This window comes from Brumimicrobium oceani (genome assembly GCF_003143775.1).
GTDB lineage: Bacteria > Bacteroidota > Bacteroidia > Flavobacteriales_D > Crocinitomicaceae > Brumimicrobium > Brumimicrobium oceani.
In genome coordinates this window covers 1-22780 of the sequence record NZ_QFRJ01000013.1, presented here as the reverse complement: position 1 = coordinate 22780, position 22780 = coordinate 1, and the positions used below count along the sequence as shown (strand labels likewise).

Sequence of the window (22780 nt, the reverse complement as noted above, 5' to 3'; positions counted from 1 at the left end):
AAAAACTAAAGAATTATGTTGAAAAGATCGGTAGGTTTTGTTTTAATGCTCAGCGTCGGACTTCTTTTTTCTTGCAAAGACAAGAAAGATAAGGACAGCGAGGAAAATGAATTCAACAAAGCTGAAATGTTAACCAATGTTTCTGCAAATATCATTCTTCCTTCTTTAACGCAATTCGATGCTGAAATTAGTGATTTGAAATCAAGCTTTGTCAATTTTAAAAATGCCCCAACACAAGCAAATCTTGACGAAGTAAAAATGAATTGGAAGGCGAGTTACTTAACGTGGCAAACTTTAAAGATTTTTGATTTTGGTCCTATTCGAGATATCGGATTTAAAAGCTCTACAGGAACATATCCTGTCGATCCAGCAAAAATTGAATCTAATATCAATTCTGGATCATATAATTTAGCCGCAATTTCAAATTTAGATGCGATTGGATTAAATGCCTTGGATTATTTATTCTACAATTCAAATGCATTGGCTGAACTTCAAAATAACGCTGCTTATGTTGAATATGCAGAGAAAGTGATTCAGAAATTGTACAACGAAACACAGTCTGTTGTGAATGCTTGGTCGTCTTATAAATCAACTTTCAATGAATCAACTGGAACTTCTTCAACATCAGCTTTCTCTGAATTTGTGAACGAATTCAATAGAGATTACGAACTGGCTAAAACAGCTAAAATCGGAATTCCAATCGGAAAAGCTAATCTTGGTTTGTCAAATCCAGAGTATGTAGAGGCACGTTACAGCGGAATTTCATTTGATTTATTAATTGAAAGCATCAAGGCATTGAAAGCGACTTACAATGGAAAAGGTTTAATTAATGGTAAATCTGGACTTGGGTTTAGCGATTATTTGGTGAATCTTGAAAAAACAAGTCTTGACAATACAATCAATAATAAATTTGATATTATTTTATCTAAAGCAGAAGGTTTTTCTATGACTTTAGAAGAAGCAATTAATGATCCTTCAATGGAAAATCAATTGGATGAATTGTATTTGCACCTACAACAACAAGTTGTCAATATAAAAACAGATATGACAGCAGCCTTTGGAGTATTGATCACTTATCAAGATAACGACGGTGATTAAATCTCTAAAACAAGGCTTTAGAGCTGATTTTTTTAAGCAAACAGCTATAGCTCCATTAATTATGTTTCGCATAATTTTTGGAGCTATGCTGCTTTTTAGCAGTTTGCGTTTTATTATGAAGGGTTGGGTGGAAACACAATACATCGAACCAAAATTTTTCTTTGGGTTTCTTGGTTTCGAATGGGTAAAACCCTTACAAGGAAACTTGATGTATATTCCATTTATACTCATGGCTATTGCAGCTTTGTTTATCATGTTGGGTTTTTTCTACCGCATCAGTACTTTTGTGTTTTTTGCGTGCTTTACTTATGTTGAACTGCTCGATAAATCCAATTATTTAAATCATTATTACTTCCTAAGTTTAATGAGTTTCTTGATGATGTTGGTTCCTGCACACCGTGATTTTTCAATAGATGCAAAGCTTTTTCCTCACATCAGAAGAAAAGAAACCGCAGCTTGGCACATTAATATTTTAAAATTTCAATTGGCTGTTGTTTACATTTTTGCAGGAATAGCAAAAATCAATTCAGATTGGCTTTTTGAAGCTCAACCTTTAAGGACCTGGTTGCAGGCCCATCACAATCTTCCTTATGTTGGAGGGATTTTAAAGGCGGAAGTTACAGCTTACTTCTTTAGTTGGATGGGCTGTATTTACGATTTGTTCATCGTGTTTTTCCTAATGAGTAAAAGAACAAGACCATTTGCCTATTTAGCCGTTATCTTCTTTCATATCGTGACTTGGTTGCTTTTCCCAATTGGCGTTTTCCCTTGGGTAATGATTTTCTCAACCACAATTTTCTTTGGAGTAAAATTCCATCAACAGCTTTTAAATGGGCTTAAAAGATTGTTTAAATGGACAGAAAATATTCCTGAAACAATAAAAAACATTCCTACTCCAAAGCCTTTTGTGAAATATGGAATCATTTTATATATCGCTATACAAATTCTTGTTCCTTTACGTTTTGTGGCTTATCCAGGCGATTTATTTTGGAATGAAGAAGGATTTAGATTCTCCTGGCGTGTAATGTTAATGCACAAAGAAGGTCACGCCACTTTTTACGTTACTGATAGAGAAACGGGACGAACAATTGAAGTGAACAATACTGATTATTTGACTGTAAGGCAAGAAGATCAAATGATGACGCAGCCCGACATGATTTTGCAATTTGCTAAGATGCTACAAGAAGAATTTGATGGAAAAACTTTTTCCAATAAAGAGCAATCGATAACTTTGCGAAATCCAGCGGTGCATGCTGAAGTTTATGTTTCGCTAAATGGAAGAAAATCGCAGTTGTTTATTGATAAAAAACACGATTTAACAGCTTTGTCGTATAATTTAAAACACCGTGATTGGATAGAACCTTTTGAAAAATGAGAGCAGTATTTTTTATCATATCTTTTTTAATGGCATCCATAGTTTTCGGTCAAGAAAAGTACAATGGAATTGTTGTGGATCAGTTTAATGAAGCCCTGCCTGGAATAAAAGTTCAGAACTTGATTTCAAAAGATTTGGCGCGCTCTTCATTAAACGGTGAATTTGTTATTCGTGCAAAACATGGCGACACAATTCAATTTACGTTTAATCAGTTTGATACTTTACGCGTTCTTGCAGGAGTCGATATTGCAACAAAAGGAGAAAGCCGATTGAAAATGTGTTATGAAACTCAAGCTATTGGAGAAGTAATTATCGTGAAAAAACGAATGGCCGATTTTAATGTTGGTTTTATGCCGCCAATCAAAGGCGTGCGCTTAAATACAGGAACCAACTCAATCATTGAACTAGAAAATTTAAGCGGCGCAAAATCAACAGGAAATGCGCGAGAAATGTATGCTAAAGTACCGGGTTTAAACATTTGGGAAAATGACGGAGCAGGAATTCAAATTGGAATTGGTGGAAGAGGATTAAGTCCAAAACGTACTGCTAATTTCAATACACGCCAAAATGGATATGACATTAGCGCGGATGCTTTGGGATATCCTGAAAGTTACTACACACCGCCAATTGAGGCATTAAAAAGCATTGAAATTATCCGTGGTTCAGCCGCTTTGCAGTTTGGAACTCAGTTTGGAGGACTGCTAAATTTTGAAGTTTTAGATCCAGTTAAGCATACACCATTCCAGCTGACTTCAAGAAATACCTTAGGAGGTTATGGATATTTTAGTACGTTTAACCGTATTTCTGGAACACACAATAGAATGTTTTATCAAGCCTATCATCAATACAAAAAAGGGGATGGTTATAGAGAAAATAGTGAGTTTTTTCAACATCAGGCTTTTGCACAATTTGGGTATTATTTAAATGAAAACTGGACAGTAAGTGCAGAGTTTACGCATATGAATTACGTAACTAAGCAAGCTGGAGGACTAACAGATTTAGGATTTGAGGAAGATCCAAAACAAAGTATTAGAGATAGAAATTGGTTTGCTGTAGATTGGAATTTATTGGCTTTAAAATCAACCTATGAAATTAATCAATCTACGACCTTTGATATTCGCGCCTTTGGGATGATTTCTAACCGAAGAACAATTGGTTTTTTGGGGAAAATAACACAAACTGATTTGGGTGGAAATCGAGAAATGATTTATTCCGATTTCATGAACGGCGGAGTAGAAGCGCGTTTCATGAAAAAGTACAGTTGGTATTCAGAAGATGATAAAATTACTCCAAAAGTGAAGGGTGCTTTACTAGTAGGGGCAAGGGTTTATCAAGGTGAAACACAAACCAAGCAAGGAACTGCAGCAGATGGAGATGATGCAAATTTTATGTTTATTAACCCCGATGATGTCGAAGGTTCTTCATTTATTTACCCTTCTGTAAATCAAGCTTTGTTTGCAGAGAACATGTTCTTTATTGGAAAGAAATGGCGAGTGAATTTAGGAGTTCGAATTGAAAATATTTCGACAAGTTCTGAAGGATTTTACAAGCAATATGTTGTTCATCCTTTAAATTTCGACACTTTGTCGATTACAAGAGCAAGTGATTCTAATTCTATTTCCCGAACAGTTCCTTTATTTGGAACAGGAGTTTCTTATAAAGTAGGAAAGAATTCGAGTTTGTATAGCAACCTAACACAGAATTACCGCGCCATTAATTTTACAGATATTCGTGTAACCAACCCAAATGTAGTTGTCGATCCAAATATCAAAGATGAATACGGATTTACCTCAGAGCTTGGGTTTAGAGGTTTGTTAAAAGATGTTCTGATTTATGATTTATCAGCCTTCTATATTTTCTATGGCGATAAAATTGGACTAGCTCCAAAACCAAAAACCGTGAAGAAAGAGAGAACAAATATTGGTGATGCTCAAAATTACGGAATAGAATCTTTTGCTGAAATTGATTGGTTGAAATTAGGTGAAAAAGAAAGAAATTGGGCGCTAAAAACTTTCGTTAACGCTTCTTACATCAACGCCAATTATATCACTTCGAAAGAAGCTAATTATGTTGGAAATAAAGTGGAATACGTGAGTACTTTTATGGTGAAATCTGGAATTAGTTCTTCGTTTAAAAACTGGACATTAAAAGTGCAAGGAAGTTTTAATTCACCGCAATTCTCTGACGCGTCAAACGCAGTTGAACCAACAGGAGACGCTGTAATTGGAGAGGTTCCGGCTTACATGGTTTTTGATTTCAGCGGAAATTATAAATTCAAAAAATATTTCCAAGTGGAATTTGGGGTGAATAACTTTACGAATGCGAGTTACTTTACAAGAAGAGCAACCGGTTATCCTGGACCTGGAATTTTACCTTCTGATGGGATAAATGGATATGTTACGCTGCAGTTTAAGTTTGCAAAGTAGGGTTGTGTAGAGAAAGAATTACGCAAAGTTTGTTAGAGTGTTTACGAATGACATCGCATAACGAATGACTAAAATAGCCTTGCATAAACTTAATTTTGTTTGACTTAATTTCGTACAGATAAAGCAATGTCCCAAAGAGAAATAAAAATACTGTTTTTTAAAATCTGCGAAAATCAGCGTTCGAAGATCCGCGTCATTCGCGTTCCATTACAGCGCAAGCTTCAAACCAACCTTCAAGCCACCCCCGAGCAAACCAACCACCAAACCACGTTAAACTACTTGTCCGACAACAGACGGATTAATCATTACCTCACGTAATCCTGTTTAATTACCAGCATATATTGGTTGTCATCCAATTTCAAATAACCTTGGTCGTAGCAGAAAATATACTGACTTCCTTTTTTTGTTGTGTAGATATTTGTGTAATAATGAAAATTAAAACCTTCTTCAGCCATTGTGATGCCATCAACCGTTTTCTTACCATCTGGATTTAATTTCGCTAAAATCCTCCTGTTTTTTCTGAGAATATTATTGATTCTGCGCATGTAATTACTGCTGTCTTCGTTCAATCTGTTGTTGAAAGTGTTTCGGCAATAATCTCCACAAAACTTTTGATCACGCCTTCCTGATAATGGCGCTTCACACTCTAGACAAGTTCTTTTTGCTTTGGTTTCTGACATAAGTAGACGGTTTTACAAATCACTGCATCTAATTTAAGGAAAATAAATGGGTTCAAACGAGGCCGTCAGAAGATTATTGCAAATACGACAAATGACGTATTGCTGTGATTGGGGCTCAAGCTTAAATTTGTACAAAACTAAATATTATGAAACATTCAAAAATAATTATTGCAAGTTTAATATTGGTATTAGGACTAGGTTTCACTTCCTGTAAAAAGGAGGGTTGTACGGACCCGGTGGCTGTAAATTATAATGACGATGCTGAAAAAGACGATGGAAGCTGTGAGTATGCTACACCGGCAGCATCAGCTCCTACATCTTACTCTCCTAGTTTTGCAGGAGAATTTGGTGCACTAATCGCCATTAAAACCATAAGTACCTCAGAAAGTCCAATTGGTCCAATCGATACCGAATTAGGAACCGCTGTAGCCGTTTTTAGTGAAAATTCTGGAAATTCATTCGTTGGCGCTGGAACTGTAAAAGTAGAGGGTGAAGTCCTTTCAAAGCAAGACAACAACTCTTATGTTTATATGCCGAGTCAGACAAATCCTATGGGCTTAACATATGGTTCATCTGTAAGTTGGGAAGGAACAGGAGCAACTTGGGAAGCTTTTTCTACTTCCACTAATCAAGGGTTTTCAAGTGTAAACCCAATTACATCGGGTGATATTTCTACTTCTGGTGACTATACCTTAACTAGTGGTTCGGTAGCAAATGCAGATTCAATTTTGTATGCAGTTTATGGTTCAAACGGAAATCAATTAGTAATTCTTGGAGGAAACACAACTTCTCATACTTTTACCGCGGCAGAGCTCAGTAATTTAGGAGAAGGTTCAGGTTACGCGCAAGTTGTAGGATTAAATTACGACCAAAAAGTAATTGGAACAAAAGATTATTGGTTAATCAATGAAACGGTTAGAACGAAATCCATTGAGGTTAAACCTTAATCTTCATGTGAAATATTTGTAAATCCTATCATTTAAATCACAAAAATGTTGGTTGGGAATTCGTAGGACGATTTGCAAATCGTCCGTACTACGAATATCCCAACCAATTTTTTTTATCCCTAGCTGGTGCGAGATTGCAAAACGCCCTCCTAGCTGGTGCGAGATTCTATCTCGTACCATGCTAGTATTAATGACTATGCTCTGTCTCCCCTTTCAACATCTCAGCAATTAAATAATACGCTCCATTCTGAACAATCTTCGCATTTTCTGGTAATGGCGTTAATAAATCAATAGAAACCCAATCGCCTTCTTGTTTTCCAGTTTTAACTTCAACCATTTGAAATTCAAACTCTTTTTCTTGCTGCTCTTTAGTTTGAGTATTGATGAAAATATAAGACTTTCCATCTTCGGTAATTACAGCAGACTCTGGTAAGGCCATTAATTCATTTTCTTGTGTGAAAATCTTGCCCTTTATGTACATTCCTGCCACTAAGTGAAAATTCTTTTCCTCGATTTCTGCATGAATGTGAACTGCTCGCGGTGCTTCTTCAAATCGCTTTCCGACAGATATAATTTCTGCTATCAAAGGTTGAGTAGATGTGGCGACTGTAAATTCTATCTTTTGACCTTTCTTTACATGGATAATGTCTTTTTCAAATACCATAAAATCCGCATGAAGATGTTCTGTGTTTACAATCTTAAACATTGCTGTTTGTTGTTCAACGAACTGACCAATTTGAATGTCTACTGCTTCAATGGAACCATCAATCGGACTTTTCACAGGGATTCTCTCATACAAATTTCCTTCTTGAATGTATTTTAAATTCAAATTTAATTGCTTCAATTGCGCTGCATATCCGTTCATATCTCCTTTGTTGGATAAATATTCTGATTTCGATTTTTGCATGTCTTTTCCTGCGCCAATTTCCGCTTCAGAAAGTTTGGTTTGTCGATCAAGTTGCTTCGATAAATATGCATCATTATGAAAAGCTTTCAAGTAAGCCGTTTGAATATTTATGAAATTGGGATGACTCAAATAAGCCAAAACTTGACCTTTTTTGACGTTTTCTCCTTCAATTACTTCGATGGATACGACATTTCCACCTAAAACAGCAGTAATTGTCGCTTCGTGTTGTGGTGGAACTTCCAAACTTCCATTCGTGTAAACAATTCCTTCGAAAGTATGGCGCTGCATGGTGTCTAATTCAATTTTCAAACTTTTGAATTTTTGCGGAGAAAGATGTACTTCGTCATGCGCATGACGGTGTTCCTCTTCGTGTTCTTCCTCTGTGCTTACATTTTCATTTGTAGTGCAAGAAAAGAGACCCAATAGAAGCAATAAGCTTATGGTATATTTTATATATGAATTCATGATTTCTTAATTTTTATATTTTTAATCTTGAAGATAATATTCAAGTAAATAACGCTGTTTTAAATAATTGTCTAAAGCATCCCAAGCATCCACTTCAATGCGAATGGCAGTTCTTACCGTTTGAAGGAATTGCGTGTAATCAATTGCGCCTTCTTCAAATAAAGTGATCGCACTTTCTCTTTGTAATTGCGCTAGTGGAAGGGCTTCTTCCTGATAATACATCCACGTATTTCTCCATTTCTGATAGTCTTCGAAAGTGGAATTGAGTTCCACCTGAATTTCTATTTCTTGCTGCTGAAAATTTTGCTCTGCAATTTTCCTGTCGATTTTAGCGGCTTGAGATCGTCCTAATTCCCGATTAAAAATCAATGGAATACTGATCCCAATTTCATACTTGTAAAACCCAGTTTGTGCTCCAATTTTTTGTTCCCCAACACCACCGCTAATTGTCGGGAAATACTGAGCGTTTTGCTTTTTGATTTTCGCATCTGCTATATTGATTTGCTGCTGATAATAAGTCAACAAAGGGTGATTAGAAACAGAATCTGCATTCAATTCAATGAGTTCAATAAAGCTCTCTGTATCGCTTTCCAAAACAGTGTAAATCGTATCACTTACCAACCAAAGGTTCAATTTCTGAATGGCTTTTAAATATTCGTGTCGCTTTTGATCCTTTTTTATTCTTAATTCATTGGCTTCATTTGCAGTTGACAAATACGACAAATTGGAAATGTCTCCGAGTTCATAACGCATTTTTTCTGTGGAACTGATTCTTGTAAAAATGGTGTCTAGCGTTTCATAAACCTTGTGAATAGACTGACTCACATAAACATCTGCCCAAGCTTTTTTTACTTCTCGACGAATAGAAAGCTCCGACAATTCTAAAGCTTTCTCAGCTAAAATGACTTCTTGGTTTTGAAGTTTTAAAGCTGGAGCAATTCCAAATAAATCGATGCCTTCTTGTTGAATTCCAATTCTGGTATAAATTCCGTTAGCGCCATTTCCTACTTCATCTTTCCCCGTATAAACAGAAGTGTTTCCGAAGTTCCAAGCCGTTTTTTTCAACACTTGCTGTTGTTCAACTTCCATTTTTTTTGCTTTGAGCATTGGCAATCGTTTCAAGGCTTGTTTCTGTGCATCTTCTATTGTTATGAAATGCCAGTTTTCTTCAAGTGAAGTTTGTGCATTAAACATAGGCGTAACAAGAATAAACAGCATTCCAATTCCCATGGCAAGTGATGGGTTTCCCTTCTTTTTCATCTTTCTTTTTTCTAAATACATGTATAAAACGGGCAAAACAACCAAGGTGAGTAAAGTTGCGCTAATCATTCCGCCAATTACAACTGTGGCTAACGGGCGCTGCACTTCTGCACCTGCCGAAGCGGAAAATGCCATAGGCAAGAAGCCGAAAATATCCGTCACAGCGGTCAACATAATTGGTCGAATACGCTCTCTGGTTCCTGTGAAAATCCGTTCTTTTATATCTGTTATTCCTTCCATTTTTAAAGAATTAAAACGATTAATAAGGACTAAACCATTCAGCACCGCAACTCCAAAAAGAACGATAAATCCAACTCCAGCAGAAATACTGAAGGGCATATCACGAAGCCATAAAGCATAAACTCCGCCAATTGCTGCCAAAGGAATAGCGATGTAAATCATGATGGATTGTGCGAATGATTTTAATGCGAAATAGAGCAATATAAAAATCAAAACAAGCGCAATAGGAACAACCACCAATAAGCGATTGCTTGCACTTTCTAAATTCTCAAATTCTCCGCCATAAGAAATGTTGTAACCCGCTGGTAAATTCAATTCTTTGGCTACTTTCTTTTGAATATCGGTGACCACAGATTTTACATCTCGACCTCTGGTATTCACTCCAACATAGGTCTGACGATAAGTGTCGTCTCGCGAAATTTGCATTGGTCCAGGTTCGTATTCTATGCTTGCAAATTCTTTCAACATTACTTGCGAACCATTAGGTAAATCAACAAAAAGCTTACGAATGTCATCAATCGAGGAACGGTAGTTTTTATCGTAACGCACCACCAAATCGAAGCGTCTTTCACCTTCGTAAATTGTTCCTGCAACTCCACCAGCCAAGGCTGTACTTAAATAAGTATTCAATTGTTCGATAGAAACTCCATATTGTGCGACTTTATCTCTATCAAATTTGATATTGATTTGAGGCAATCCAGATGTTCGCTCAGCATTTACATCTCCAACGCCTTCAACTGTTTGCACTAATTCTGCAAGTTCAGCGGCTTTTTTGTTTAAAACCTCTAAATCATCACCATAAATTTTAATGGCTACATCTTCGCGAACTCCTGTTAGTAATTCGTTGAATCGCAATTCAATGGGTTGGCTAAAAACAATGTTTACACCGACCAAAACTTCGGCTAATTTGTCTTCCATTTTGTGAATCAATTCTTCTTCTGTTTTTGCTGAAGTCCATTTACTGTGGTCTTTCTCTAAAATCACAAACATGTCTGCAATGTCCATTGGCATTGGGTCGGTGGGAATATCAGCCACTCCAATTCGAGAACCTGCCGACTTCACTTCGGGAAAGTTTTCTAATAATGTGTTTTCAATTTTGGTAGAAGTGGCAATCATTTCTTCCAAGCTACTCCCTGGTCGAATCAATGCTTGAATAGCTAAATCACCTTCTTTTAATTGAGGAATAAATTCGCCTCCCATTCTCGAAAAAGTGAAAAAAGTCATTCCTAAAATGACTAGTGCAATGGCAATAACAGCCAGTCTGAATTTCATTGCGGCTTCCAAAACTGGATGATAAACCTTGTTGATTCCGCCAATAATTCCATTACTGAATCGCTCTAACTTGTCTTCAAACTTTGCGTACCAACTGTTCTTGTTTTGAACTGGTCGCATAAATAGTGCAGACATCATAGGAACGTAGGTTAAACACAAAATAATTGCACCAATCATGGCAAATCCGAAAGTGTAAGCCATCGGTTGAAACATTTTTCCTTCAACTCCTTGCAAGAATAAAATGGGCATAAAGACAATCAAAATAATGATTTGACCAAAAAAGGCCGATTCCATCATGGTGTTACTCGCTTGGATAGCAACATCGTCCATTTCTTTTCTAGAAAAATTGAGTGTTCCCTTCCGCATTCGTCTTTGAATTTCGAAAACGGTTCCTTCAATAATAATAACCGCTCCATCGATGATAATTCCGAAGTCAATAGCGCCTAGACTCATTAAGTTGGCCCAAACTCCAAATTGTTTCATCAAAATAAAAGCAAACAATAAAGCCAAGGGAATTGTGGTGGCTGTAATTAATCCTCCTCTAAAACTACCGAGTAAAATAACCAAGGCGAAAATTACGATTAAAGCTCCTTCTATTAAATTGGTAGCGACAGTGTCAGTTGTTCTGGCAATTAATTCACTTCTGTCCAGAAAAGGTACAATTGTTAATCCTTCAGGCATCGAAGATTGAATTTTATCAATGCGCTCTTTCACACTGCTAATTACCTTGTTTGGATTGGCGTCTTTCAACATTAAAACCATTCCTCCAACGGCCTCTTTTCCGTCTTTTGTGAATGTTCCATAACGTACTTGACTGCCAAATCCTACGTTTTCTGCAATGTCTCCAATGGTAACAGGAATTCCATTTTCTTTTTTAACAGGAATCTTGCGAATGTCATCCAATGAGCGAATCAAACCTTCTCCACGAATAAAGTTGGCCATTTTATTTCGTTCAATGTAGGCTCCCCCTGTGTTGGTGTTGTTTTCTTCTAATGCTTTGTAAACATCTCCAATGGTAACGCCCATCGCCTTGAGTTTGTCTGGGTCTATGCTGACTTCGTATTGTTTGACGTTTCCACCGAATGCGTTTACACCAACAACGCCCTCGATAAGGGTTAATTGACGAGCGACAATCCAATCTTGAACCGAGCGCAATTCTGTTAAAGTGTAAAGTGAATCATATCCTGACTCAACTTCAATACTGTATTGGTATATTTCTCCTAATCCAGTGGTGATGGGTCCCATGCTAGGAGCTCCAAATTTCTCTGGAATATTTTGGCGAACATCAATTAATTTTTCTTGTACCAACTGTCGGGCATGGTAAGTTCCCACATCTTCCTTAAAAACAATTGTTACCACCGATAATCCGAATCGAGAAATCGAACGGATTTCTTCAACGCCAGGCAGATTTCCCATTTCAACTTCCACAGGATAAGTCACGAATTGCTCGATGTCTTCTGTAGATAAATTGGGAGAAACCGTCATTACCTGAACTTGATTGTTGGTAATGTCAGGCACTGAACCTAAATTGATGGTACGCATTGAGAAAATCCCAAAGCCGATGATGGCCAAGGTCATTAACCCGATGATTAACTTGTTATGAATGGAAAATGATATAATTCTGTAAATCATTTTTTTTTGTATTAAATAAAATGTAATGGAATTGAAAAGGAATTCCTTATTTATTGAACTTCTTCATCTCGTCCAATGTTTTTCAAAGCTGTGAATTTAAAGTTACAGCAATGAGTCTTTCATATGAGAGCGTTAAAGACAAGGCTTGCTAAATTTTTAATTGCAGGAGTTTATAAATATAAATGACTGAAATTAAAAATTTGCATAACGCAGTATTTGACGTTTTCAGATAAAGACTATACAAGAAGATTTGGGGGGCCACGCTGCTGCTGACTCTGTCGATCGGGTGGTGTATAATCAGGTGTTGAATATTCAATTAACTCTTTTGAATCTTCAAATGTTGGAACGAAAAACTCAGGATATTTAAGAACAGTGATAATGGCCAAAGATTTTACGTCAACTGTTTGGTGATGAACATTGGCGAAAAATCCAAACTCACATTTTTCTTTCGGATTGTCAACATCATCAAAAATATGCTGCAAGATATTTACGAACGAAGTTTCATCGTCGTGCTCTTCATGGCCAATGTGTGCAATTTCAGGATCAGAATTATCAGAACCGTGAAAGTGATTGGTATGTATGGAAACAATGTGTTGTTGATGTTCATATTCGCTTTCACATCGCGGCATTAGATTATTGGTGAGTCCAACTATATAGCCAACAATTAGAAAAATAGATATGAGTGAACGTATTGCTTTCATGAATATGTAAAGGTAAGTATTTTAAGTTATGCTTCGTAAGTTTCAGCTGAGAAGTGGTCTAATTTGTTTTGGTTTTAAATAAAGTGAACTAGTTTATCTGTTAATAGAAAGTGTTTCTTGTAATACCCCATTTGATATTATGAAACAAACCAAAAAAATAGGTAAAAAATAAGGAGTTTTCTTAACTTATTTTTAACCCTCATTAGGTAGTTCAAAATAAATGTTTTAGTTTTATAAGGAATTAAAAACTCTTACTTATGAAAAAGTTAATACAATTTACTCCAGTTTTTTGCGGTCTAACTCACACACACACACACACACACACACACACACACACACAGGTCTAGCCTGTTTTGTAGAAGGTTATTACTTTTAATTTTCGGGATTATGCTAGTGCCTTTTGTAAGCTTTAGTCAAACTCAAATCTATTTTTCTGAAAACTGGAATCAAGATGGAGGAGAAGTGCCATTGTTTTATAAAAACGCTAGTGCAACCGACGATATAGGAAACGTTTACATGGCGGGTTCTACAATAAACACCAATAACAATCATGATATAATTATTCAAAAATTTGATGCCGACGGCGGTTTGCTTTGGCAGCAAACTTTTAATGGTGCCGCGAATATGGATGATATGGCTGCCGACATTTATGTAGATGCGAATTATGATGTTTTTATAACAGGAACTTCGGTTGAACATGTGAATCATGATGATGATTTAGTCGTGCTGAAATATAAAAGTGACGGCCAATTTCAATGGGCTAGCTATTATGATAATGGCGGATCACCAACACCAAAGGATTACGGAACAGCAATTACTGGAGATAATAATGGAAGTCTTTTTGTTACTGGGAGTAGTTTTTCAACAAATAACCAGATGGACTATGTTACACTTCGAATCAATTCATCGAATGGTGCTCATTTATGGGTGAGCAGGTACGATCATGTTAGCTTAAATGATGTCGCTGCTAAAATAGAACTCCACGGAAACCAATTATATATAACCGGAGGAAGTCAAATGACTTTTAATAAGTGGGAATTGGCTACAGTGGTCTACAACACTTCAAACGGAAATCTGACAGCTGAAAAAAGAAGTCAAGGAAATGCAACACATGGATTGAATGAAGTTTATGATTTATCAGTGGATAACTCAGGTAACGTTTACGTTACAGGAGCAGTAGTTAATCAAAATACAGGATATGATATCAGTATTTATAAATTAGACCCACAATTAAATATTTTATGGGAAGCTCAATACGACGGGTATGGAGCTGATGATAGAGGAAAGGGAGTTAAAGTTGACGATTTAGGTAATGTTTATGTTACAGGATTTGTTTCTAACCCAAATGAAGGAAAAAATTATTCGCTTTTAAAATACAACTCTGCAGGAAGTTTACAATGGTCAAGAGAGTTTAACGGAGAAGCAAACCTTGATGATGAAGCTGTCCAAGTATTAATTCGCAGTAATCAAGATGTTTTTGTGACAGGATCTGCAATCAATAATGTGGATGAAGGAATAGTAACACTGGGCTACAAACCAAATGGAGAAATCTTTACACAAGCTAAATTTGGTGGTGAAAATGGATTAGTAGCTAAACCAACAGGAATAGCAAATGATATAGCTGGAAACATAATTGTAATTGGTAAAATAGAAGTTCCAAGTGGGAATTCAAGAAATATTACTGTGAAATACAATTTAATGGAGAAATCATTTAACCCAGTGATGGTTAATGGGGAGCCATCTCATAATGCCAATGAAGTTATTATTCGTTTTGATAGAAGCGCTGTAAATTATGGTGCTATTGATAGAAAGGGCTTTATTGCAGGTAAATTGAGTGATTTTGTAAAGCCTAGTGTTATCGGTTTGATGAACGAGAAACTTAATATGGAAGTGAGTCGTTTGAATACTTTTAAGATTTTTAGACGAATGACCACGGCAGATTCTTTATCTGTTACTCGCTTAGGTGATACAATTAAAGTGGATGATTTTTGGGCTACATTGTCTGTGGTATTTCCTAATAGTTTTAATATTTTAGATGGAATAGATAGTTTAAACTTAATAAGAAATATAATTCACTTCAGCGAACCTAATAGAATTGCTGTTTATGAAGGCATAATTCCAAATGATCCATTATTTAGTATTTTCAATCCTCCTTATTATAATCCTACCAACCAAACTGGTCTAGTTGGAAGCCTAAGAGGAATAAACTTGGTGTCTACGAATCCGCCCCCGGGAAGTCCATTTTTGCTTGAGCAAGGAGGTTGGGCTTTAGAAACCGGAAAGTCTGATATCAAGGTTGGTGTTTTTGATTCAGGTATTAATTGGAGACATGAGGATTTAGGAGATGGTTCTTGGAGCGGCAGTAGGGTAAAAGGTGGATGGGATTATGGAAAAGGCGTTCACCCAAGTTCACAAATGAACTCAGATCCAGTCACTACTACCGCCCAAAACGGTCATGGTACTGCTGTTGCTGGAATTATTGGTGCAATAAGAAATAATGGAAAAGGTGTTGCTGGAATTGCGGGAGGTGATTTTGAAGAAGGAATTGCCGGTGTTTCATTGTATTCATTAAGAACTTCAACCACATCTAATACTTTAGGAGACGATAGTCTATTTACTATTACCACGGCTTCAGAAGCTATTGTTGAAGGGGCCGTTTTTAACCCTTTAACAAATTTTGGTTTCGGCTTAAATATACATAATTATAGTTGGAGAATAGATGGTGCTCATCCAGAAATTGACACAATACTTTTCACGCTTAGGAATGCTGTCAACACTGCTTTTAAAAATAATGTTATTCAGGTTGCTTCAAGTGGTAATTTAGGTCAGTTTCATGAACATCTAGCTGATACATCCTTTTTTCCAGCAAGCTTCAATGATGAATGGATACTTAAAGTTGGAGCTTATGAACCAATGACTTTTGGCAGTAATCCCATTAAGCGGAGAGCATCATTCTCAGCTTTTGGGAGAAATGTTGACCTATTAGCTCCAGGAATGGGGCCTCAAGTTCATACCTTGCTGAATACTGGTGATTTAACTGCTGGGTTTAATAGTTATAGATCATTCAATGGAACATCTGCTAGTGCCCCTCATGTTAGTGGTGTTGCAGGTCTAATGCTGAGCTTGCATAATCCAGACTACAATCCTTTATATCCTAATAAATTAAGTCAAGAGGATGTGGAGTATATTTTACAAGAGAATGCATTTCCTGTTACTGAAGATCCTATGCTACCATTCGGTTCAAACTTATCTGTACCAAATAAGTATAGCGGTTTTGGAGCATTAAATGCTTTTACATCCCTTGAAAAATCTAGCTTACCCTATCGAGTGCGCCACTTCGATTTTAAGGTCAATAAGGACGCTGGAATTATATATGTTTCCAACCAAAATATTGAATTTCCTGAAGGAATAGATGGGATTCCAAGTGGCTCCCAGATATTACAGACAACAGTTTATGAAGTTACTCACACATTTAACCATAATTTACCCCTGAATGAAATATTTATCGATGGTTGGGTAAGGAATGCTTCTTCTGATTTGTATAGTTTAGAAGATACATTATTTAACTCACATTGGAGTGGAGTAAAAATAGATGCTATTGATGAGTCTAATGCAACTTTAACGGGGTATTATTACAGTACGGAAGTTTTAACAAATGGTGTTACTTCACTAGTTATTAGTCCAGAACCAGATAGTAATGATGACTTTAAGTTTGCTTATAGTGTCTACACAAAAGACACCTCATATCATCTTAATGTTGATGAAAATAATTTAACTTCTGATGAAGTAACTGTTTTTCCAAATCCGACAAATGATGTTATCAATGTTTTGTTTTCAAACAAAGCACATGACTTCAGTATCTATGACATTATGGGTAGAAAAATTCAAAATTTTAATATTGAAAACTCATCAGACAAAAGTTTAAAAGTTGATGTTTCGACACTCCCCAAAGGAATGTATTTGTTTATTTTTAATAAGGGAGAAAGTTTTATCACTAAAAAAATCATTAAACAATAAGATATGCAAACACGAAAAATTAATATTGTATTTGTGTTTTTTGGTATAATTATGTTTCTGATACTGAATAGCTGCAAGAAGGAAGAATTGATATGCTCAACTTTTGGTTTTACTAAGAATCTGATATGGGAAGATTCAGGATGTGATGAATCGTTTGATCAATCACCTACTGGTGATGAGTTCAGAATCCAAGAAGGTAATCAATTTATGTATCCTGCATTTAATCCGAATAATCCTTATGAATTCGTTTATTATCAAATTGCTGCGGATTCAGGAAGTCAAATAATAACAGGACATCATTTGATGAAATTCAATTACAAGACAGGTGTAAAAACTAAATTATTAGACAATGTTGAAATTACTGGGCATCCTGCTTGGAACTTAGAAGGTTGGATTGCATTCAAAACTGTACCTTCTGGGTTTTTTATCGTTAAAGATGACGGAAGTCAATTAACCCAATTCTCTGAATTGTCTTATGGCAATCTAGACAATGGTTTAACTTGGATAAACGGAAGCAATACACTTTTATGGGGTGGAGGTCAAGCGAATGGAACTTCTTTCATTAACACAAAAACCATTGGTGATCAAGATAAAGTGCAGATATATAGTGAAGTAGCAATTTTTGATGTTTTTATGGTTTCTCCCGACAACATACTTATTGCGAATAATGGATTTACTTATTATACAACAATTGATTTGAACCTAGATTCCTTGTATTTTAAGCTACATCAATTCAATCACAGCGGTTCACCTTATGGAAAAATGAATTGGCATGTAGATGGACGAAGATTTTATATGAGTTTTGTTGGTTCCCTTGAATTAGCTGGTTTTTTCGAGATTGATTTCCCTTCAGGAGAAGTGAAAAGAATAATCAGGTTTTGTGACAAAGAAATCATTAAAGAAGCAATTTGCTCACCATTAGGCGATAAATTAATCCTTCAAAAAATCGAAAGAACATTAATTCCAGGGCCTGATCCGACGATAAGTATTGGTGGTTTTTTAATTGAAAACTCTAGTTTGTGGTTGTATGATTTGGATACTAGAAAAGAGGTAAAGTTGGACTTAGATTAAATAGATTCTGTTCAATTAGCGACTAAATAGAAGGTAAAAATTGTCACTCAATTAATATTGTTTTGAAATGTTAAACCTTTTTAAAACAAGCAATAAATATGAAACTAAAATACATAACTTTATTGATTTCCCACTTCCTAATAATGCATGTTCAATCGCAAAAAATAGATCGCCTTTCTTTTCAGTTAGGATATGGAGTAAATTATTTTAAAATGGTTGATTTAAATACTGCTTTTTCTAATGGGTTTTTAGAAAATGAACTGGAAATGGATGATTTCGAAATAAAAACCGGAAATAGTTTTGAATTTAATTTACTGTATCAATCCATAAAATTATTCGATTTTGGAGTCTATGCTGGATATCAATATACTATTAAGAATTCTACTCCTTCTTCTTATAAAATGAATGAATTTAATTTACCTATTGAAGAGTGTGAGGGAAGATATGAGTTAAGAACTGAAGCTTTGACGATTGGTATAACTAATAGCTGGTACATCGATCAAATTGTAAATAACGTGGAAAAAGATAACTTTCTGAATCGCCTACGTTATGGAGTTGAACTAAGTGCTGGGATCGGTTTTTCAAAAATAATTAGCAATTTACTACCTGCCAAAGGCGCAGTAAATCAAAGTGAATACTTCGCTTATACAAGTTCTGATTTCCAAAGTCAAATTGGATTAAAAGCAGAATATGACCTCACAACAACTCCAATAATAACATCCTTAGGCTTGCGTGTGGGTTATCAATTTTTAAAAACTGGGGAAGTTCGTGATGCGGCAAATCAAGTATGGAACGTCAATGACCAATATCCGATTACTCTAGATTTCTCTGGAGTCTATTTCGGAGTTTATATAAAAATTGGGAAATGAAAATTAAACATCATGAAAAGTAAAATAAAATATACAATCATAACATTACTCCTTACTATTTCAACCAGTTCTATTGGACAATTTGGCTTTCTAGGTGTAAATCATACATATCAAATTCAAGGTAATAACTTCCAGTTGTTTTCTGAAATCGCCTTTGCATTTGGATCTGGTAGTTCCTGTCCTGAAATAGACACAATAATAGTTTCCGAAAGTAATAATGTCATATTAATAGATTTATATTATGATACAAGAGGGGCATGGACACAATTAGGATGCAATGCTTATGATACTACTTCAATAAATTTTATAAATGTCGATACTAATTTAACCGCAGTTTTGGTTAATACAAATATTATAAGACCTGGAAGCAGTATTAATGATACAATACATTCCAAAGTTCAAACTGATACTTTAATAATGGGTTCGCTCAGTATTCCGGAGAATCACATAAAGAATGACATTAGGTTATTCCCAAATCCTGTCACAACCCATCTCAACTTCACACTAAACGAAAGTCCAAACTCCTTAAAACTCGAAATTTATGATGTATCAGGAAAAAAAGTCCAAACCAAGAATTTCCCGAACAATTCAAATGAAGAGTTCAAAGGTTTTGTTGATATTTCAGAATTAAAGAATGGTTTGTATTTCTGTAAATTTTTAAATGGAGAAAGGTCGGTTACACGGAAATTCCTTAAACAATGAGCTTAGACCTTCTAATCTCAATCTGATTTTTAGAAAACACATTTAAACAACACTAATCCGCTTCAATTATTTTATTGGAGCGGATTTTAAGTTTTAAAGCGAATCTAAATCTCTTTCTATTTTTTTGGAACCGTTAATAAATACTAAAGGACACCCTAAATTGTTGCTATGAAAATTATAAATGTTTATTTTAAGCTTTAAGCAATAGTAGTCACGATAATGCCGATGATTGCTTTTAGAACTCACATGATTTTCAGAATCACAATACTTTTTATTTCCTTATGTCAAACACATCCAACTTTGCCCAAATTATAATTCCACAAAAAATAATTAAAGAAGTTCAAACTGCGCTAAGTTATTATCCCGAGCTAAAAGATATTAATCTTGAAATCAAATTCAAAAAGAACATCAAGAAATCAACAATGCAAGCCAGACCGAAAATTGCTAGTTTTTTTAAAAGCAGAAAAAACCGAGAATACATCATTCTAATCAGTGAGAAATTCAAAATTTCAGATAAGGAATTCGCTACAATTAATGTACCCAAAGATGTAATGATTGGGTGGATAGGTCATGAATTAGGACATATTATGGATTACCAAAACAGAAGCAAATTGAATTTAGTTTGGTTTGGATTGAAGTATCTTTTTTCAGCCACATCAATTATCGAAGCCGAACGAGCAGCAGATACCTTCGCCGTTCAACAAGGAATGGAAGACTATATCCTAAAAACCAAAGATTTTATTTTGAACAATGCTGGAATAGATGCCGCTTATAAACTAAGAATTCAGAAATTTTATTTATCACCTGAAGAGATTATGGAAATTGTGAATGAAAGAGATGGAATAATTACGAAGTGATTCGTAATTCTGGCTCAGTTCTAATTATTACAGCAAAATTAATGCTTCAATATTAATCTTGATAAGTTCTTTCTTAGAAATAAATTGTGATTCAATCTCCAAAAGAGTTCTCCGTCAACTGAAGGATCCTTCAATCACAAAAATCATAGATTTTTCTAATTAAAGGATGACATTGTTAAGCTGGGTGTGGGGTGAGAAAGGTGGGACAAAAGGGCGATGCGGAGCATCGCCCTTTTGTCCCACCTTTTTCACATTTCCACTTCTACTGACTGTCATCCCTTATTAAAATTATTTTTGAACTTGTTAGAAAATTATTTTAATGAGGGATCTCGTCAGTTGACGGAGGGCTCTATTTAGTATAAAGGATCATCTTTTCCTAATTTAGCAAAGCATTAAGACTTATACTGTTTACATCTATTATCATCACAAAATGCGGTCATAACTAGAACTAAGCCGTAAATATACAATAACTTCGAAGAAGAGGTTGGAAGCCAGAGCGTTAATCCTTAATGATTAAGCATTAATCATTAGAACCGATTTTTAACGAATTTGGAAAATTCATTAAAAGTCGTTTCTCCCATTACTTTCTCCAATTTCACCTGTCCGCCTTTCTTTTTGTTAGCTCCCGACCAATCATAAAAAACTTGGGTTGGAATTAATTTTACTTTTAAGCCTTTCAATGCTTTTCCACGAGCAACTTTGTAGTTTTTATTTCCATTTTTCAAGAATTCATCGATGGAGTGACTCACTTTGTCTTCGTCTAATTCTTCATCAACTCCAATGTACCAATAGTGATAAAATTCACCGTCTTCCGCACGTTTCGCACAAACAGTATATTCTGTGATTTTAGTTGAAAATTCAGCTTCTAAATTTTGCATTGCATCATCCATTTTGTTGACAGACAATTGAGAACCTACAACATTTAAAAAGAATTTTGTTCTTCCAGTAATTTTAATTTCCGCTCTTTCAACGTCGGTGAACTCTATTGTATCGCCAATTTCATACCTCCATGCACCACTTACGGTGCTAATAATTAAAACATATTCTTGATTGAGTTTTACATCTTTTAATCCAATAGAAGGAGCGTCTTTTACCAAGGAACCATCGGGATTAATATACTGCGCTTCAAAAGGAACAAATTCAAAATAAATTCCATTGTCTACCAATAATTTCATGGCGTCCGTTTCTGGTCGGGTTTGAGAAGCTATAAAACCTTCCGATGCAAAATAAGTATCAATTACTGTAATTGGGTGGCCCAATAAATCATTAAAACTTTTTTCATAAGTTCCAAAAGCTACTCCACCTGATGTGTAAACCTGAAGATTTGGCCATATTTCATGAATATTATCAACTCCGTGGTATTCGATAACTTTCTTCATCATTAATTCCATCCACGTCGGAATACCGCTCAAAGCGCCAATGTCCCAACTTTTTGCATTTTCTGCAATCGCTTGAATTCTTTCTTCCCAATCATCGATTTTCGCAATATCATCTCCCGGTTTATAATATCCTTTAAACCAAAATGGAATGTTATTGGTGCTTATTCCACTAATTTCACCTTCTAGATAATTCTTATTTTCCTTTAAATTGGTTGAACTCCCCAACATCATTATTTCTTTCTCAAATAAATCAGCTTCCAATTCAAAATTGCTCAATGCCGTAATTTGTCTGATTCCCGCTTGTTTTATAGCGTCAATCATGTCGTCTGAAACCGGAATACGTTTACTTGTTTTTCCTGTGGTTCCAGAGCTCAAAGCAAAGAATTTCGGTAACCCGGGCCATGTTATATTTTCTTCTTCATTGTCATACCTGTGCCACCATTCTTTCTTCATTTTGTTGTAATCGAAATAAGGAATTGTTTTAGAAAAAGCTTCTTCGATGTTCTCAGCGTTAAGTATTTCTTGGAACGAATAATGTTTTCCAAACTCAGTGTCTTTTGCCTGTGTAAGCAGATTTTTTAGCACGGCTTCTTGCGCTTCAATTGGGTCGACTTCACTTGTAACAAAATCTTTAAATTCAATAAGTCCTTTAATTATATTTCCGAAAATTGGCATTGGTATTATTTTTAAGATGAGAATTTTTACGTGAAAAATCAAAATTAGAGAGGACTCCATATTTTATAATAGAATTGTATTACACTACATGACAATTTTCAATAAAACCTTGCTAAATCCTTTCTTTTCAGGGTTCAAAAGGAAGCTTGATATATATTCTAATCCATATTTGAAAACCGATTTAGCTCTATGACCATGCTTTTTTAT

The 22780-nt window shown here is 35.3% G+C and carries 14 protein-coding genes; 9 read left to right on the top strand and 5 right to left on the bottom strand.

The annotated features are described in order from the left end of the window. Positions 1 to 15: 15 nt before the first annotated feature. Genes DIT68_RS13540 through DIT68_RS13530 form a run of 3 tightly spaced genes read left to right on the top strand, consistent with a single transcriptional unit; the run spans position 16 to position 4899 of the window. A complete protein-coding gene (locus DIT68_RS13540) occupies positions 16 to 1098 on the top strand; it encodes an imelysin family protein (protein ID WP_109360355.1) in 1083 nt (360 codons plus the stop codon). Then, the gene (locus DIT68_RS13535) at positions 1091 to 2473 is read left to right on the top strand and encodes an HTTM domain-containing protein (protein ID WP_394336383.1); all 1383 of its coding nucleotides are present in this window, start codon (positions 1091 to 1093) and stop codon (positions 2471 to 2473) included. The genes DIT68_RS13540 and DIT68_RS13535 overlap by 8 nt, the downstream gene beginning before the upstream one ends. A 29-nt stretch (positions 2474 to 2502) precedes the next feature. Further along, on the top strand, positions 2503 to 4899 hold the full coding sequence (locus DIT68_RS13530) for a TonB-dependent receptor family protein (protein WP_158276194.1): 2397 nt from the start codon (positions 2503 to 2505) through the stop codon (positions 4897 to 4899). Between the two features lie 305 nt (positions 4900 to 5204). On the opposite strand, the gene DIT68_RS13525 is transcribed toward DIT68_RS13530, so the two are convergent. Further along, positions 5205 to 5579, bottom strand: coding sequence for a hypothetical protein (locus tag DIT68_RS13525; RefSeq protein WP_109360353.1), 375 nt, complete (start codon positions 5577 to 5579; stop codon positions 5205 to 5207). A gap of 146 nt (positions 5580 to 5725) precedes the next feature. Here DIT68_RS13525 and DIT68_RS13520 point away from each other — a divergent pair, with 146 nt between their 5' ends. After that, positions 5726 to 6526 (top strand): hypothetical protein, encoded by an 801-nt coding sequence (locus tag DIT68_RS13520; protein ID WP_109360352.1) that lies wholly within the window; start codon positions 5726 to 5728, stop codon positions 6524 to 6526. A 187-nt stretch (positions 6527 to 6713) separates the two neighbouring features. On the opposite strand, the gene DIT68_RS13515 is transcribed toward DIT68_RS13520, so the two are convergent. The 3 genes from DIT68_RS13515 to DIT68_RS13505 form a co-directional block, all read right to left on the bottom strand. Further along, positions 6714 to 7898, bottom strand: a complete 1185-nt coding sequence (locus DIT68_RS13515; protein WP_109360351.1) for an efflux RND transporter periplasmic adaptor subunit — start codon at positions 7896 to 7898, stop codon at positions 6714 to 6716. Positions 7899 to 7919: 21 nt separating this feature from the next. Further along, positions 7920 to 12302 carry a CusA/CzcA family heavy metal efflux RND transporter gene (locus DIT68_RS13510; RefSeq protein ID WP_109360350.1) on the bottom strand — a complete coding sequence of 1461 codons (4383 nt, stop codon included), beginning with the start codon at positions 12300 to 12302 and terminating at the stop codon, positions 7920 to 7922. 236 nt (positions 12303 to 12538) lie between these two features. Beyond that, on the bottom strand, positions 12539 to 13003 hold the full coding sequence (locus DIT68_RS13505; RefSeq protein WP_109360349.1) for a hypothetical protein: 465 nt from the start codon (positions 13001 to 13003) through the stop codon (positions 12539 to 12541). Between the two features lie 387 nt (positions 13004 to 13390). Between DIT68_RS13505 and DIT68_RS13500 the strand changes: the two genes are divergently transcribed. The 5 genes from DIT68_RS13500 to DIT68_RS13480 all read left to right on the top strand — a co-directional run bounded on the left by DIT68_RS13500 (position 13391) and on the right by DIT68_RS13480 (position 20519). After that, entirely contained in the window at positions 13391 to 17020 is a 3630-nt protein-coding gene (locus DIT68_RS13500; protein ID WP_109360348.1) for a S8 family serine peptidase, read from the top strand. 3 nt (positions 17021 to 17023) lie between these two features. Beyond that, positions 17024 to 18091 carry a hypothetical protein gene (locus DIT68_RS13495; protein ID WP_146194224.1) on the top strand — a complete coding sequence of 356 codons (1068 nt, stop codon included), beginning with the start codon at positions 17024 to 17026 and terminating at the stop codon, positions 18089 to 18091. Between the two features lie 98 nt (positions 18092 to 18189). After that, complete coding sequence (locus tag DIT68_RS13490) at positions 18190 to 18960, top strand: hypothetical protein (protein ID WP_146194223.1); 771 nt, start codon at positions 18190 to 18192, stop codon at positions 18958 to 18960. Between the two features lie 12 nt (positions 18961 to 18972). Beyond that, positions 18973 to 19662 carry a T9SS type A sorting domain-containing protein gene (locus DIT68_RS13485; protein WP_109360345.1) on the top strand — a complete coding sequence of 230 codons (690 nt, stop codon included), beginning with the start codon at positions 18973 to 18975 and terminating at the stop codon, positions 19660 to 19662. Positions 19663 to 19943: 281 nt separating this feature from the next. Continuing rightward, positions 19944 to 20519 (top strand): hypothetical protein, encoded by a 576-nt coding sequence (locus DIT68_RS13480; protein WP_109360344.1) that lies wholly within the window; start codon positions 19944 to 19946, stop codon positions 20517 to 20519. Positions 20520 to 21046: 527 nt separating this feature from the next. Here DIT68_RS13480 and DIT68_RS13475 read toward each other — a convergent pair. Then, the gene (locus DIT68_RS13475; RefSeq protein WP_109360343.1) at positions 21047 to 22573 is read right to left on the bottom strand and encodes a GH3 family domain-containing protein; all 1527 of its coding nucleotides are present in this window, start codon (positions 22571 to 22573) and stop codon (positions 21047 to 21049) included. Positions 22574 to 22780: the final 207 nt, after the last annotated feature.

Bases quoted from the DNA above. Each gene is read 5' to 3' on its own strand.
- DIT68_RS13540 (WP_109360355.1), top strand. From the start codon at position 16: ATGTTGAAAAGATCGGTAGGTTTTGTTTTAATGCTCAGCGTCGGACTT.
- DIT68_RS13530 (WP_158276194.1), top strand. From the start codon at position 2,503: ATGGCATCCATAGTTTTCGGTCAAGAAAAGTACAATGGAATTGTTGTG.
- DIT68_RS13525 (WP_109360353.1), bottom strand. From the start codon at position 5,579: ATGTCAGAAACCAAAGCAAAAAGAACTTGTCTAGAGTGTGAAGCGCCA.
- DIT68_RS13520 (WP_109360352.1), top strand. From the start codon at position 5,726: ATGAAACATTCAAAAATAATTATTGCAAGTTTAATATTGGTATTAGGA.
- DIT68_RS13515 (WP_109360351.1), bottom strand. From the start codon at position 7,898: ATGAATTCATATATAAAATATACCATAAGCTTATTGCTTCTATTGGGT.
- DIT68_RS13510 (WP_109360350.1), bottom strand. From the start codon at position 12,302: ATGATTTACAGAATTATATCATTTTCCATTCATAACAAGTTAATCATC.
- DIT68_RS13505 (WP_109360349.1), bottom strand. From the start codon at position 13,003: ATGAAAGCAATACGTTCACTCATATCTATTTTTCTAATTGTTGGCTAT.
- DIT68_RS13500 (WP_109360348.1), top strand. From the start codon at position 13,391: ATGCTAGTGCCTTTTGTAAGCTTTAGTCAAACTCAAATCTATTTTTCT.
- DIT68_RS13495 (WP_146194224.1), top strand. From the start codon at position 17,024: ATGCAAACACGAAAAATTAATATTGTATTTGTGTTTTTTGGTATAATT.
- DIT68_RS13490 (WP_146194223.1), top strand. From the start codon at position 18,190: ATGAAACTAAAATACATAACTTTATTGATTTCCCACTTCCTAATAATG.
- DIT68_RS13485 (WP_109360345.1), top strand. From the start codon at position 18,973: ATGAAAAGTAAAATAAAATATACAATCATAACATTACTCCTTACTATT.
- DIT68_RS13480 (WP_109360344.1), top strand. From the start codon at position 19,944: ATGTCAAACACATCCAACTTTGCCCAAATTATAATTCCACAAAAAATA.
- DIT68_RS13475 (WP_109360343.1), bottom strand. From the start codon at position 22,573: ATGCCAATTTTCGGAAATATAATTAAAGGACTTATTGAATTTAAAGAT.